The sequence below is a fragment of the Spongiactinospora sp. TRM90649 genome (genome assembly GCF_029382225.1).
Lineage (GTDB): Bacteria > Actinomycetota > Actinomycetes > Streptosporangiales > Streptosporangiaceae > Spongiactinospora.
Genome location: NZ_JARLTC010000026.1, coordinates 92,395 through 107,089 on the forward strand (window position 1 = coordinate 92,395; position 14,695 = coordinate 107,089).

Sequence of the window (14,695 nt, forward strand, 5' to 3'; positions counted from 1 at the left end):
TCCTGTCGCCGGGTGACTCTCGGCAGGGCCGGCGTCCATCGGGACGCCGGCCTTGTCAACGACGCACAGAGGATCGCATTGATTCAGCACCGAATCCTGGCGGAGAAGGTAAAGTCCGCACTGGCCAGAGCCGGCCTGCCGATCGCGGCGACGCTCGATGGCGCGCTTTCCAGTGGCGTGTTCGTGGAAATCGTGGATGATGAGCGGCTTCCACCGGAGCTGTTGCTCAAGTGGCGGGTCCACCCGATTCTGCGGGAGCATTTCCTGGAAGTGGCCGCCGACCGGCTGCAGGGCGATCCGGTGGTCCGCGAGATGAAGCACGCCGAGCGGGCGATGAACACGGCGATCATCGCGATCCTGGAATTCTCCGGCTTCTCGGCGAGGGTGCTGGAGGATGAGCGGGTCGGCGAGATCCTGGTCGGTGAGTCCGGCCGTTCCGGTGCTGCTGGATAGATGATGGCCAGTGAATGGGCGGTAGAACGGCCTGTTCGCTCATGGACGGCGCGACGCATGCTCTTTCTGACCGAACCGGGAAGGGGTAAAGGACGTCACTCCCTTTCCTGGATCTTTCAGCGGAAAGGGCGAAATGAACAAGCGTCTTTTGGTCGCGTTATCCCTCTGCGTGGCCGTACCCGCGTCCGCGGGCGTCGCGAACGCGGGTAGCGCCGCTTCGGCGACCGGCGGCACTTCGACCGTCGTGCTGACCCGGGATCGGCAACCCCTGCTCGAACACCCCACGGTGGACAGGCTCCTCCAGGACGCGCGCGCATCGAAGACCCCCTTCAGGAAGGCCCTCGACGAGTACGCCAGGGAGACGGCGCGGCGGATCCCGGCGGCTCGGTCCGCGCTGCCCGACGGACCTGTCTCGGACCCGGTCGTCAAGATCGACGGAATCCCGCTGGCCGAGCTGATCGACCTGGCCCGCCTCGCCGAGGGCATGGGCATCACTCCGGAAGAGGCCGTCGGCCGGTACGCCTGGGCCCCCGCGGTCGCTCGGGTCGCCCAGCGGCTGACGAAGGAGCTCCCGGCCGAGGTGGCCGGGGCCGCCCTGGTCAAGGACGGCCGCGCGCTCCGGCTCGGCTTCAAGGGAGCCGTCCCGCGAAGGGCTGTCGAACTCGCGAGGACACTCCCCGGCGAAGTGCAGCTCGTCGGTGACAAGGGCTTCTCCACGGCGGAGCTCAAGGAGATCCGCGACAGCAACCACGCGGTACTCGCCGCGCGACCCAACGTGGAGCGGGTGAAGGGCACATACGACGCCGAGACCGGCACCGTCTCATTCAAGATCCAGCCGAAGCGGCCCGTCGGCGAGGACCTTCGCGCCGACCTGCGACCGGCGGAGCCGGCGAATCCCCGCATCACGATCGACGTCAGTGTCGTCGATGACCTGGGCATCAAGGAGAAGGACGACAACCTGCGCGGTGGCGGGTTCTCCTACCTTGAGGACGACACCCCATGGTGCACAATGGGCTTCAGCGTCATCCGCACCAACGGCACGCGAGGCATCACCACGGCGAAGCACTGCGCCGACGATGCGGCCATCCAGTACGCCAACCACCCCGACGACGACACCGGCAGGACGACGGTGACCCGGTCGGCCCGCGCCGCCAGCTACGACATGGCGCGGTACCAGGGGGGCGACTTCACCTACACCCGCACCTTCTACTACGAGCTCAACCAGTCGCGCTACGTGACCCACGCCGCCTATCCCACGGTCATCGACATGCCGATGTGCGCGTTCGGCCGGGCCAGCGCGGAGGACGACGGGGTCGGTACGGCGTGCGGCGTGGTGACCGACACCGACGTGTGGTGGGACGAGGGTTACGAGGACAACTTCGAGACGAACTTCGACCGGATCGGCGGCGACAGCGGCGGCCCGGTCTACTGGGGCTCCACAGCGTATGGCCTGGTGTACGCGGGCACCGAGGGCTTCACCTTCAGCGCGAAGATCGCGAACGTCGACCAGCCCGGCGGCTTCGGCGGCAACTGGCGGGTCTGGACCTGCCCCACCTGCTGATCAAAGCGTCACCGGCCGGCGCGTCACCGGCGGGCCTTGAGCACGGCGTCCACCAGGCGGTCCACCGGGATGCCGGGCGAGCGGCGGCCGAGCCGTCCGGTCATGGTGGTGGCCGCGACCAGGGTGTTGAGGACCGCCTCCTCGACGGCGTGTACCACGGCGGCGAAGAAGCCGTCGATCCGGTTCCACGGGATGTGACGAAGGTGGTCGTAACCGGGCTCGCCCCGAGGAAACTCCGAAGGGGTGAGCACGTTGCCGGTGGAGAACGCCAGGAAGAGGTCACCGGAGAAGTGGGATCCCGTGGTGCCGGTGCGGGCCAGGCCGAGCGGGACGCGTCTGGCCAGCGCCGCGCACTGGCCGGGCAGCAGCGGGGCGTCGGTGGCGACGACGACGATCACCGAGCCCGCGCCGGGCGGGTTCCGCGATTCGCCGCGCTCCATCGGGTTCTCCTCGGCGAGCAGCGCGCCGACCGGCACCCCGCACACCGTGAGCTCCCCACGGGAGCCGAAGTTGGCCTGCACGAACGCGCCGACCGTGTAGGCGTCGGCGCCGTAGCGCACCACCCGGGAGGCGGTGCCGTTGCCGCCCTTGAAGCCGTAGCAGTTCATCCCGGTGCCGCCGCCGACCGAGCCCTCCACGACGGGGCCGCCGGTCGCGGCGTCGATGGCGGCCACGGCGTGCTCGGGCCGCACGTGCGGGCCGTTGATGTCGTTGAGGTAGCCGTCCCAGGTCTCGGCCACGACGGGCAGCAGCCACTCCTCGGCGACCTGCGGCTTCTCCCGCGCGACCCAGTCGATCACGCCCCGGTGGCAGGGGCCGATGGCGTGCGTGTTGGTGATCAGCACCGGGAGCCGCACGGACCCGATCTCGTCGAGCAGCGCCGTGCCCGTCATCTCGCCGTTGCCGTTCAGCGAGAAGCGTCCGGCCGCGACCGGCAGGTGGACGTCCTCGCGGCGGCGCGGCAGTATCGCGGTCACGCCGGTGCGGACGTCCTCGCCCTCGATCAGCGTGGTGTAGCCGACCTCGACGCCGGGCACGTCGGTGATCGCGTTGAGCGGGCCGGTGTCTCCGGTCAGGGGCAGGCCGAGGTCACGGGCGCGCATCAGTTCTCCAGTTCGCAGCGGGTGGCGTCGGTGGCGTAGGCGATGAGCATCGCCTCGGCCGCGGCCGGGGTGAACGTGGGGACGGCCTGCGTGAGGTGCAGGCCCAGGCCGTCCTCCATGGCGACGAGGCCGCGCGCGATGGTGGCGGCGTCACGGGTCAGGTCGAACACGCCGGTGGCCGCGCCGGTTTCGAGGATGGCGGTGTAGAGGCCGGCCTGGCGCTCGTACAGGCGGATGTGCTGGGCGGCGTAGGCGGGGGTACGGCGTGCGTGCGCGCCGAGTTCGTAGAGCAGCACGCACAACTGGTCGTCCTGGCCGCTGGGCAGGCCGGCCTTGATGGTGCCGACCAGCTTGCGGCGCGGGTCGGGCTCACGCCGGGCCGCCTCCTCGCGGTCCACGCAGAAGCGTTCGACGGCGTCGCGCTGCACCTCGTACAGCAGGTCGGCGAGCGTCGGGAAGTAGTACAGGACCGAGCCGGTGGACATCTCGGCCTGGTCGGCGACGTCGCGCAGCCGCAGGTCGAGCACGCCCCGGTCGAGGACGGCCTGACGGGCCGCGGCGACGAGCTCGCCGCGCCGCTGATGTGCTCGGCTTGGTCGTGGCATGACGGTCATTTTTCAACCGAACATAAAGGAAAGCAAGACCGTGTTTTGCGATGACCTACCGTGACCTAGTCGTGCTCAGGTGTGGTATTGACGTCACCGGGGGGCGAGTTCTTTGATGGCGACTCAAAGAACTGCGAACGAGGAGGCCGCCATGTCGGATCCGTCGTCGTCACCCTCCGCCCCGCCCCTGCGCCGAGGACTCAAGCTGCTCGGCACCCTGCTCATCACGCTCTCCGCCATCACCCCCGCCTCGTCCGTGTTCATCATCGCGCCGGGCGTGGTGGGCCAGGCGGGCAGCGGCGCGTTCTGGAGCTTCGTGATCGCGGCGGTCGTCGGCGTCTTCATGGCCTTCGTCTACGCCGAGCTGGCCTCGGCCTATCCGCTCAGCGGCGGCGAGTACGCCATCGTCGGGCGCACCCTGGGCAAGCTGCCCGGGTTCATCATCCTCGGGCTGCTGGTGATCACTCAGCTCCTGATCATCGCGGTCATCGCGCTGGGCGTCGGCACCTACCTGGCGGTGCTGATCCCTGGCGTGCCGGGGCCGGTCGTGGCCGCGGTGACGACGGCGGCGGCCACCGTGCTCGCGGTGTTCGACATCAAGCTCAACGCCTGGATCACCGGCGTCTTCCTGGCCATCGAGATGATCGCGCTGGTCGTGGTGAGCGCCCTGGGGCTGTTCGACCCGGCGCGCTCGCTCGGTGACCTGCTCACCGCGCCCGTCGTGGCCGTGGACGGCGGCGGCGTCACCTCGGCCTCGGCCGGTCTGATCGTCGGCGCGGCGGCGGTGGCCATCTTCGCCTACAACGGCTACGGCTCAGCCGTCTACTTCGGTGAGGAGACCACGGACGCCCACCGGGGCATCGCCCGCGCCATCCTGTGGGCGCTGGTGATCACGGTCGTGGCGGAGCTGGTGCCGGTGACCGCCGTGCTGCTGGGCGCGCCCTCGCTGGAGGAACTGTTCGCCTCCGACAACATGATGGGGCTCTTCGTCGCCACCCAGGCGGGGGAGACGGTGAACACCGTGATCAGCCTGGCCATCGCGCTGGCCATCATCAACGCGGTGCTGGCGATCATCCTGATCTCCTCGCGCATGGTGTTCAGCACCGGCAGGGACACGGCGTGGCCGGGCGCGGTCAGCCGGGCGCTGGCCGCGATCCACCCCCGCACCGGCACGCCGTGGATCGCCACGCTCGTCACCGGCGGGCTCGCCACCATCCTGTGCTTCGCCGACGAGCAGCTCCTGCTCGTTGTGACCGGCACCTCGCTGGTCGCCGTCTACGCGGCGCTGTGCCTGGCGGCGATCAACGGACGGCGCAACGGCACCACCGCGCACGCCGTCTACCGGATGCCGTGGTTCCCGGCCGCGCCGGTGCTCGCGCTGGCGGCCCTGGCGTACGTCATCTGGCAGAACGCGATGGACCCGGCCGTCGGGCGGACCAGCCTGCTGATCACGCTGGGCGTCTGCGCCGTCGCGGCGCTGTACTACGCGCTGGTGCTGCGCGGGCGCGACCAGTGGGTGCTGCGCGGCCCGGCGCAGGACGAGGAGCCCAGCACTTGGCCGGAGGCCGCGGCGCACTAGCGACCAGCCGACGCGGCCGACTGGGCGAACTCAGCCGCGGAGCCGCGCGGTCTGGTCGTAGGCCAGCACCGCCAGGTGCAGGGAAAGCCGCGTCTCCGCGTCGGTGATATCGCGCCCCAGCACGTCAGAGAGCCGCCGCAGCCGCGCGTACACCGCGGGACGGCTCAGGTGCAGGTCACGGGCCAGTTCGGCGACGTTGCCGGTGACCGCGAGATAGGCGCGCAGCAGGCCGAGCAGGTCCTGTTCCTCGCCGGGCCGGTGCGCCCGGTGGTTGAGCAGGGCCTGCAACTGCAGTTCGGCGAACCGGTGCAGCCGGGGGTCGGCGCGCAGCGACCACAGCAGGCCCCTGGCCCCGAGGTCGCGGCTGCGGTAGACCTCCTGCCTGCCCGCCCGGCCGGGCGCGGCGGCCACTGTGTCAGCGGCTACCGTGTCGGCCACGTGGGCCGCCTCTTCGAGCGCCGCCGCCAGGCCGGTGAGCCGGGTGGCCGGGGCCGAGGCGGCGGCGATCACGTCGGCCGGCAGCCGTGGGTGGGCGGCCATCGCCGCCAGGAACGACCGGACGGCCGACGGCTCGTCGGTCTCGGCGGGGCAGGAGAACACCACCGCGACCCGGCCGGGGCCGATGCCGCCGGTCAGCGCGCCCCGGCCCTGACCCCGGGCGGTCGCCGCGGCGACGTCGAGCACGGCCTGGTCGACGTCGGCCGACGGCGCGCCGGTCGGCCCGACGGCGAGCACGAGCACCGCGTAGGCGCGGCCAGGACGCAGCCCGAGGGCGCGCAGCCGCACGCTCATCCCCCGCTCGTCGGTCACCTGCCCGGCGAGCAGGTCGCGGAGCAGGCCGCCGTGGGCGTCGAGGGAGACGTCTCTGCCCTCGCCCTGGAGCATCCGCGTGATCGCCAGGGTGTCGGCGGCGCGGTCGAGCACCGAGGTCAGCCGGTCGGCGTCGGGCGGGGCCACGGCCAGCGGGACGACCAGCCTGCCCCAGCGGCCCCGGCGCGGGCCGACCGGCGCGCACAGCCACCGCTCGGGACCGGCCACCGTGGTCTCGTCGCCCGCGACGGCCAGCCGGGAGCGGGCCTCCCAGTCGCGCAGCAGGTCGTCGGCCCTGGTGGTGCCGCTGAACGCGACCGCGTGGTGGGCGAGGTCCTCCAGCACCACGGGGTGGCCGCCGAGCGCGCTGGCCTGGGCCAGGATCTCCTCGACCCGGGCGCCCTCCACGGTCAGCGTGGTGAACACCTCGCTGACCTTCTGGGTGAACCGCAGCCGCTCGTGCTGGACGTTGAGGATCCGGGCGTGCACCGCCTCGGTGATCTCGACGAACCGCACCGTGCGGCGCAGCTCCACCAGCGGGAGGCCGAGCCGCCTGGCCGTCCGGACCATGGGCTCGGGCAGCGCGGGCAGGTGCCCGCCCAGCTCGACGATCAGCCCGCTGGCCCCCGCGTCGCGCAGGCCGGTGACGTAGGCGACGAGGTCGGCGCCGGGGGCGGCGGCGACGATGCCGGTGGACAGCAGCAGCTCGCCGCCTTCGAGCGTGCCGGCGACGTTGGCGATCTCGCTGACGTGCACCCAGCGCACCGGCTGCCGCAGCGCGGCCTCGCCCGCGCGCACCAGCGGGTCGCCCGCCTGGACGCTCGGCGTGGCGAGGACGTCCGCCACCGTGGGGTACACGCCTCGGACCCTAGCACGGGCTTTACATATCGTCGGTCATGGCCGCAGATTCGCGTCACTGTGAAACTGGCAGGGGATCCCCGCCGGACGGACGCTGATGGCACCGAGTGCGGCGAAGGGAAACATATGAGCACGGGTGTCCTCGGCCACTGGATCAACGGCGCGGAGGTGCCAGGCGCCTCGGGCCGGACCGCCGACGTGTACGACCCGGCCACCGGAAAGGTCGCGCGCCAGGTGGCGCTCGCGGGCCCGGCCGACGTCGAGCGGGCCGTGTCGGCGGCCGTCGCCGCGTTCCCCGGCTGGCGCGACACGGCGCTGTCCCGCCGGACGCGCATTCTGTTCGAGTTCCGTGACCTGCTCGACGAGGCCGGGGACGAACTCGCCCAGATCATCACGGCCGAGCACGGCAAGGTGATCTCCGACGCGCGCGGCGAGGTGGCGCGCGGGCTGGAGGTGGCGGAGTTCGCCTGCGGCATCGGGCACCTGCTCAAGGGCGGTTATACCGAGAACGCGTCGGCCGCCGTGGACGTGCACTCCATCCGCCAGCCGCTCGGGCCGGTCGCGGTGATCAGCCCGTTCAACTTCCCGGTGATGGTGCCGCTGTGGTTCGTGCCGATCGCGATCGCGGCGGGCAACACGGTGGTGCTCAAGCCGAGCGAGAAGGACCCGTCGGCCGCGCTGCGCATGGCCGAACTCTGGCGGCGGGCCGGGCTGCCCGACGGGGTGTTCACGGTGCTGCAGGGCGACAAGGAGGCCGTGGACGGCCTGCTCGACCACCCGGCGATCAAGGCGGTCTCGTTCGTCGGCTCCACCCCGGTGGCCCAGGAGGTCTACCGGCGGGCGAGCGCGGCCGGCAAGCGGGTGCAGGCGCTGGGCGGGGCGAAGAACCACATGGTCGTCCTGCCGGACGCCGACGTGGACGTGGCCGCCGACGCGGCGGTGAGCGCCGGGTTCGGCTCGGCGGGCGAGCGGTGCATGGCGATCAGCGTGGTGGTCGCCGTCGGTCAGGTCGCCGGCCCGCTGGTGGCGGCGATCGCCGAGCGCGCCCGCGGCCTGCGCACCGGGGACGGCAGGCAGGGCTGCGACATGGGCCCCCTGGTGACCGCCGCCCACCGGGACCGGGTGGCGGGGTACGTCGCCGAGGGCGAGCGGTCGGGGGCGAGCCTGGTGGTCGACGGCCGCGACGTGGTGCCCGACGCCGACGGCTCCGGCTTCTTCCTCGGCCCGACGCTGCTCGACCACGTGACCCCGGAGATGTCCGTCTACACCGACGAGATCTTCGGCCCGGTGCTCTCGGTGGTCCGGGTGGACACCTACGACCAGGCGCTGGCCCTGGTCAACGCCAACCCCTACGGCAACGGCACGGCGATCTTCACCACCGACGGCGGCGCGGCCCGCCGGTTCGAGAACGAGGTCGAGGTCGGCATGGTCGGCGTCAACGTGCCGATCCCGGTCCCGGTGGCCTATTACTCCTTCGGCGGCTGGAAGAACTCCCTGTTCGGCGACACCCACGCGCACGGGGCCGAGGGCGTGCACTTCTTCACGCGGGGCAAGGTGGTCACCTCCCGCTGGCCCGGCGGCGGGCGGACGGGTCTGAACCTCGGCTTCCCGCGCAACGACTAGGGCACCCGCACAAGGAAAGGATCGTCGATGACCCTCATCGAGCGCGACCCGGCCACAGCCGACACAGCCGGCACAGCCGACGCCACTAGAGCAGCCGACGCCGCCGACGCGGGCTGGGGCAACCTGTGGCCGCACTTCACCAGGCTGTCGGCCGGTCGCGGACCGATCATCACCCGGGGCGAGGGCGCGTACATCTGGGACGACCGGGGCACGCGGATGCTCGACGGGTTGTCCGGCCTGTTCGTCGTCCAGGCCGGTCACGGCCGCCGCGAGCTGGCCGAGGTGATGGCCGCCCAGGCCGCCGAGCTGGCCTACTTCCCGGTGTGGGGGTACGCCACCCCTCCGGTGGTCGAGCTGGCCGAACGGCTCGCCCACGCCGCGCCGGGCGACCTGAACCGGGTGTTCTTCACCACCGGCGGCGGCGAGGCCGTGGAGAGCGCCTGGAAGGTCGCCAAGCAGTACTTCAAGCTGACCGGCCGTCCGCTCAAGCACAAGGTGATCAGCCGGTCCGTGGCCTACCACGGCACGCCGCAGGGCGCGCTGGCGATCACCGGGCTGCCTGCGATGAAGCAGCAGTTCGAGCCGCTGACGCCGGGCGGCTTCCGGGTGCCCAACACCAACTTCTACCGGGCCCGCGAGCACGGCGACGACCTCGTCGCGTTCGGCCGGTGGGCGGCCGACCGGATCGAGGAGGCCATCCTCTTCGAGGGGCCGGAGACCGTCGCGGCCGTCGTGCTGGAGCCGGTGCAGAACTCCGGCGGCTGCCTCACGCCGCCGCCCGGATACTTCCAGCGGGTCCGGGAGATCTGCGACGCCTACGACGTGCTGCTCGTCTCCGACGAGGTGATCTGCGCGTTCGGCAGGCACGGCACCACGTTCGCCTGCGAGAAGTTCGGCTACGTGCCGGACATCGTGACCTGCGCCAAGGGGATGAGCTCCGGCTACGCGCCGATCGGCGCGATGATCACCACCGACCGGGTCATCGAGCCGTTCCTGCACGGCAAGACCGTGTTCCCGCACGGCTACACGTTCGGCGGTCACCCGGTGGCGGCGGCGGTGTCGCTGGCCAACCTGGATCTTTTCGACCGCGAGCTGCTCAACCGGCGGGTGCTCGGCAACGAGGCCGCGTTCGGGGCGACCATGCGCAAGCTGCTGGACCTGCCGATCGTGGGCGACGTGCGGGGCGACGGCTATTTCTGGGCGGTGGAACTGGTAAAGGACAAGGCCACGAAGCGGACCCTGGACGCGGGGGAGCGCGAGCGCCTGATTCGCGGCTTCCTGCCGGGGGCGCTGTGCGACAATGGCCTGTACTGCCGCCCGGACGACCGAGGCGACCCGGTGGTCCAGGTCGCCCCGCCGCTCATCTGCGGTCAGGCGGAGTTCGACGAGATCGAGCGCATTATGCGTCATACTCTCACCGAGGCCGCCGTCCTGCTTTGAGCGAATGGCCATAACGATGGCTTTTCGGGATCGGCCCCACGGTAAAGGGGCCTATGCAAAAATATGTGACTTCATACATGATTCTCCTTACGGCGCAGGACGCGCGGCGCTTCGAGGAGGGTTTTTCATGCGGTGTCCACGACTCCTGGCCGGCTTGGCGGCGATCGCTTTGCTGGCTACGGCCTGTGGCACGGGCTCGGACGGTGAAACCGGTACGGCCGGCAAGATGGCCTGCGGTACCGGAAAACCCGCGACCGGAAGCCCGATAACCGTCGGGGCGATCGTCACCGCCAGCGGCGGAATCGACTTCAGCTCGGCCACCAAGTCTGCCCAGGCGTATTTCGACTGTGTCAACGCGGGCGGCGGCATCGGCGGCCGACCCGTCAAATATCTCGTGGAGGACGACGGGCTCAACCCGCAGAAGGCTTCGGAACTGGCCACCAAACTGGCCGGCAACAAGGACGTGCTCGCCCTGGTGGCCGGCTCCAGCTTCGTGGCCTGCGGCGTGGCGGGCCCCATCTACCAGCAGAACAACCTCTATGACGTGCTCGCCGTCGGCGTCCCCCGGGACTGCTTCGAGTCGCGCAACATCGCCCCGGTCAACGCCGGTCCCCGGATCAGCGCGGTGGCCGCCGCGCGGTACGCCGTAGAGGTCGTCGGCGCCAAGAAGGTCGCGCAGATCAGCAACCGGGTGCCCAACACGGGCGACTGGACCCAGGACGGCGTGAACGCCTACCTCAAGTCCAAGGGCATGACCTCGGCCGGAGACGTCCTGCACGATCCCGGGATCAAGGACGCCGCCGCCGTCCTGCTGGAGGCCATGCGCAACCAGCCGGACGCGATCCTCCTGGAGGATCCCGCCCCCGACGCCGCCGCGCTCCTCAAGGCCGCCCAGGCGCAGGGCCTGAAGGACAAGGTCACGTTCGTCTGCCTGACCCCCTGCTACGACACCACCTTCCCCGGGCAGGTCGGCTCCTACTGGGAGGGGTTCGTCTCGAACTCCGAGTTCACCCTTCTCGACGCCGACACCCCGGACAACAAGCTCTGGCGGCAGGTCATGGACGCCTACGCCGACGAGAAGGCCCCCCGCGACTCGTTCTCGCAGGGCGGCTTCCTGGCTGCGAAGATCTTCGTGGACACGATGAGCAAGGTGGAGGGCACCCTCGACCGGGCCTCCGTGGGCAAGGCGCTGGTGGGGATCAAGGGCTTCCGCAGCGACATGCTCTGCACCCCGTGGTACTTCGGCGACGCGCAGCGGCACAACGCCAACCACGACACCCGCTACGTGAAGATGCAGGGTGACGGCTGGGTCAAGGCGCAGGACTGTACCCCGACCCCGGACCCGGACCTCGCCCCGATCCTCTCCGCCGAGAAGGAACTCGGGTTGACCGACTGATGTTGCCGTTCGTGGTCAGCGGCCTGGCCCTGGGCGCGGTGTACGCGCTGTCAGCGGTCGGGATCGTTGTGCTCTACCGCGCCACCGGCGTGCTCAACCTCGCCTACGGCGCGGTGGGCGCGATCGGCGCCCTGCTGTCCTGGCAACTGTTGCAGGACGACTGGCCGGTGGTGCCCGCACTGCTGGCCGCGCCGCTGCTGTCGGCGTTGCTGTCCGGCCTGTACGGCGCGCTGATCAGCCCGCTCGTCGCGGCCCGCGACCCCCTGGTCAAGGCCGTGTGCACGCTCGGCTACGCGCTCATGCTGCTCGGCACGTGCTTCTGGCTGTGGAGCGACGACGCGCGCACGCTCACCCTGCCCACGGACATCGCCGGGTTCGACCTCGGCACCGCCCGGGTCACGCTCACCCAGGCGCTCGCCCTGGGACTGGCCGTGACGCTGACCGTGGGCACCGCCGCGCTGCTGCGGTGGACCGCGTTCGGCACCGCCATGCGGGCTCTGGCCGACGACCGGGAGATCAGCGCGCTGCTCGGCGTGCGGATCCGCCGGGTCGAGACGCTGACCTGGGTGGCGGGCGGCGCGATCGCCGGGCTGACCGGGCTGGTCCTCGGGTCGCTGACCCGGCTGGAGGCGGGCACGCTGACCTTCCTGGTGATCGCCTCGCTGGCGGCGGCAGTGGTCGGACGGTTCCGCTCGCTGTCGGTCACGCTGGTCGCGGGGCTGGCGATCGGGCTGGTCGAGGCCATCGGCGCGGCCTGGCCGGAGACCGCGCCCTACCGGTCGGTCGCGCCGTTCGCGGTGGCCGTGGTGGTGATCCTGTGGTTGCAGCGCACGGGCGCGCGGGCCAGGCGCGGCGGCACCGTCGAGGTGCGGTCGGCCGAACGGCCGGTGGGCGCGCTCACCCGGCCGCTGCCGCCCGGCGACGCCCGCTCGGTGCTGCGGGTGCTGGGCGGGCTGGTGGCGGGGGCGGCGGCGCTGGCCGTCCTGGTGCCGCTGGTCGCCGACGGCTACTGGGTGCGGGTGCTGACCTCGGCGGTGATCTTCACGATCCCGGCCGCCGGGATCGCCCTGCTCTACGGACGGCTCGGCCTGGTCTCGCTCGGCCAGGTCGCGCTGCTCGGCGTCGGCGGCTGGGTGGCGCTGCGCCTGGCGTTCGCCACCGGCTGGCCGTTCCCGCTGGTCGTGCTGGCCGCCGGGGCGGTCACCTGCCTGGTCGGGATCATCTACGGGCTGCCCGCGCTGCGGCTGTCCGGCGTCGATCTCGCACTGGTCACGCTGATGGCCGGGGGCGCCTTCCAGATCGCCTTCTCGGCGACCGGCTTCCCGGACGGCGGGCCCGGGTTCCTCGGCAAGGTGGCGGGCAGCGGCATGCAACAGGCCATGCCGCGCCCCTCGATGGCGATCTCCGACGCCGCGTTCTTCCGGGTCGCCCTGGTGTGCGCGGTGCTCGCGCTGATCCTGGTCGTGCTGCACCAGCGCGGAAGGCCCGGCCGGGCGTGGGCCGCGATCAGGAGCGGCGAGGCCGGGGCGCTGGCTGTCGGGGTGGCGCTGACCAGGTACAAGGTGTGGGCGTTCGCGCTGGCCGCGTTCATCACCGGGACGGCCGGGGCGCTGCTCGCGGCCAACACCGGACGCCTGGACCCGATCTCGTTCAAGGCGTCGGACTCGGTGCTGCTGTTCGCCGTGGTGCTCATCGGCGGCGCGTACGGCCTGACCGGCGTCGTGCTGGCCGGAGTCGTCGGCCAGGTGGTGCCCGCCGCGCTCGACGCCGTCGGGATCAACGGGAACCTGATGCTCGTCGTGTTCGGCGCGGGCACCGTGCACGCGCTGGTCACCGCGCCGCGCGGGATCGGCGGCCAGCTTGAGGACCTGGCGGGACGGTGGCGATGAGACTGCTCGTCGAGGACCTGCTGGTGCGGTTCGGCGGCGTCCGCCCGCTGGACGGCGTCACCGTCGCGTTCGACTCCGGGCTGTGCGGGCTCATCGGCCCGAACGGCGCGGGCAAGACCACCCTGTTCAACGTGCTGTCGGGGTTCGTAAGGCCGGTCTCCGGCCGGGTCACCGCCGACGGCACGAACCTGCTGGCGCTGCCGCCGCACCGGCGGGCCCGCTGGGGGCTGCGCCGTACGTTCCAGCAGGAGCAGGTGGTCACCGAGCTGAGCGCGGCCGACAACCTGCGGCTGGCCGCCGACCACCTGGGCGGGCGCGACGCGGGCCTGCTGGACTTCTGCGGGCTCGACGATCCCCGGCGGCCCGCCGGGGAGCTGACCCTGCTCGAACGGCGGCGGCTGGAACTGGCCCGCGCCCTGGTCGGCACGCCCAGGATCGTGCTGCTCGACGAACCCGCGGCCGGGCTGTCGGACGCCGAGTCGCGGGCCCTGGCCGAGGTGGTGGTGGCCGTCCCCGACAAGTTCGACGCGCTGGTCGTGCTCATCGAGCACGACGTGGCCCTGGTCGGCGAGGTGTGCGCGACCACGGCCGTGCTCGACTTCGGCCGCCTGATCACCTCAGGTCCGACCGCCGACGTGCTCGCCGACGAGCGGGTGCGCGCCGCCTACCTGGGGGAGGGACCTTCATGACGCTCGCCGTACGCGATCTGCGCGTCAGCCGGGGCGGGCGCGAGGTGCTGCACGACGTGACCCTCGACGTGCCGCCCGGGCAGATCACCGCGTTGCTCGGCGCGAACGGCGCGGGCAAGAGCACGCTGGTGCTCACCGTCGCCGGGCTGCTGCCGGTCACGGCCGGGAGCATCACCGCCGGGGACGACCGGCTGACCGGCCTGCGGCCGGAACGGGTCCGCAGGCTGGGCGTGGCCGCGGTGCCGGAGGGGCATCGGGTGCTGCGCTCCCTGACCGTGGCCGACAACCTGCGCGTGGCCGGGCCGGACGCCACCCCCGCCCTGGAGGCGTTCCCCGAGCTGCGCGACCTGTCCGACCGGCTCGCGGGCGCGCTGTCCGGCGGCCAGCAGCAGATGCTCGCCCTGGCCCAGGCCATGGTGGGCGGGCCGCGCTACCTGCTCGTCGACGAACTGTCGTTCGGCCTGGCGCCCGCCGTGGTCGGCAGGCTCGTGCCCGCGCTGGTCGCGCTCGCCGAGCGCGGGGCAGGGGTGCTGCTCATCGAGCAGTACACCCGGCTCGCGCTGGAGCTGGCCGAGCGGGTCCACGTACTGGATCGGGGACACATCACCATGCACGGCACGCCCGACGAGGTGCGCGGCCGGCTGCATTCGGCTTACCTGGGAGAGGGCAACGGCGGCTGACGGCCGGTC

General features: G+C 71.9%; 12 protein-coding genes. 9 read left to right on the forward strand and 3 right to left on the reverse strand.

The annotated features are described in order from the left end of the window. The first annotated feature begins 12 nt into the window (after positions 1-12). The gene (locus tag P3X83_RS27075) at positions 13-453 is read left to right on the forward strand and encodes a hypothetical protein (RefSeq protein ID WP_277308048.1); all 441 of its coding nucleotides are present in this window, start codon (positions 13-15) and stop codon (positions 451-453) included. Between the two features lie 133 nt (positions 454-586). Beyond that, positions 587-2,014 carry a S1 family peptidase gene (locus P3X83_RS27080; RefSeq protein WP_277308049.1) on the forward strand — a complete coding sequence of 476 codons (1,428 nt, stop codon included), beginning with the start codon at positions 587-589 and terminating at the stop codon, positions 2,012-2,014. Positions 2,015-2,037: 23 nt separating this feature from the next. Here the strand turns inward: P3X83_RS27080 and P3X83_RS27085 are convergent, their stop codons facing one another. Together P3X83_RS27085 and P3X83_RS27090 are read right to left on the reverse strand one after the other, a co-directional pair. Then, a complete protein-coding gene (locus P3X83_RS27085) occupies positions 2,038-3,117 on the reverse strand; it encodes a P1 family peptidase (RefSeq protein WP_277308050.1) in 1,080 nt (359 codons plus the stop codon). Continuing rightward, positions 3,117-3,722, reverse strand: a complete 606-nt coding sequence (locus P3X83_RS27090; RefSeq protein ID WP_277308051.1) for a TetR family transcriptional regulator C-terminal domain-containing protein — start codon at positions 3,720-3,722, stop codon at positions 3,117-3,119. The genes P3X83_RS27085 and P3X83_RS27090 overlap by 1 nt, the downstream gene beginning before the upstream one ends. Before the next feature lie 151 nt (positions 3,723-3,873). On the opposite strand from P3X83_RS27090, the gene P3X83_RS27095 reads away from it, so the two are divergent. Then, positions 3,874-5,301, forward strand: a complete 1,428-nt coding sequence (locus tag P3X83_RS27095; RefSeq protein WP_277308052.1) for an APC family permease — start codon at positions 3,874-3,876, stop codon at positions 5,299-5,301. Between the two features lie 30 nt (positions 5,302-5,331). Here the strand turns inward: P3X83_RS27095 and P3X83_RS27100 are convergent, their stop codons facing one another. Further along, on the reverse strand, positions 5,332-6,969 hold the full coding sequence (locus tag P3X83_RS27100) for a PucR family transcriptional regulator (RefSeq protein ID WP_277308053.1): 1,638 nt from the start codon (positions 6,967-6,969) through the stop codon (positions 5,332-5,334). 126 nt (positions 6,970-7,095) lie between these two features. Between P3X83_RS27100 and P3X83_RS27105 the strand changes: the two genes are divergently transcribed. The 6 genes from P3X83_RS27105 to P3X83_RS27130 all read left to right on the forward strand — a co-directional run bounded on the left by P3X83_RS27105 (position 7,096) and on the right by P3X83_RS27130 (position 14,686). After that, entirely contained in the window at positions 7,096-8,592 is a 1,497-nt protein-coding gene (locus P3X83_RS27105; RefSeq protein ID WP_277308054.1) for a CoA-acylating methylmalonate-semialdehyde dehydrogenase, read from the forward strand. Positions 8,593-8,619: 27 nt separating this feature from the next. Continuing rightward, positions 8,620-10,032 carry an aspartate aminotransferase family protein gene (locus P3X83_RS27110; RefSeq protein ID WP_277308056.1) on the forward strand — a complete coding sequence of 471 codons (1,413 nt, stop codon included), beginning with the start codon at positions 8,620-8,622 and terminating at the stop codon, positions 10,030-10,032. 226 nt (positions 10,033-10,258) lie between these two features. Then, complete coding sequence (locus P3X83_RS27115; RefSeq protein ID WP_277308057.1) at positions 10,259-11,428, forward strand: ABC transporter substrate-binding protein; 1,170 nt, start codon at positions 10,259-10,261, stop codon at positions 11,426-11,428. Next, entirely contained in the window at positions 11,428-13,317 is a 1,890-nt protein-coding gene (locus P3X83_RS27120; RefSeq protein WP_277308058.1) for an ABC transporter permease, read from the forward strand. The genes P3X83_RS27115 and P3X83_RS27120 overlap by 1 nt, the downstream gene beginning before the upstream one ends. Next, on the forward strand, positions 13,314-14,006 hold the full coding sequence (locus tag P3X83_RS27125) for an ATP-binding cassette domain-containing protein (RefSeq protein ID WP_277308059.1): 693 nt from the start codon (positions 13,314-13,316) through the stop codon (positions 14,004-14,006). Before P3X83_RS27120 ends, P3X83_RS27125 begins: the two co-directional genes overlap by 4 nt. After that, a complete protein-coding gene (locus P3X83_RS27130) occupies positions 14,003-14,686 on the forward strand; it encodes an ATP-binding cassette domain-containing protein (protein WP_277308060.1) in 684 nt (227 codons plus the stop codon). The genes P3X83_RS27125 and P3X83_RS27130 overlap by 4 nt, the downstream gene beginning before the upstream one ends. The last annotated feature ends 9 nt before the right edge of the window (positions 14,687-14,695 follow it).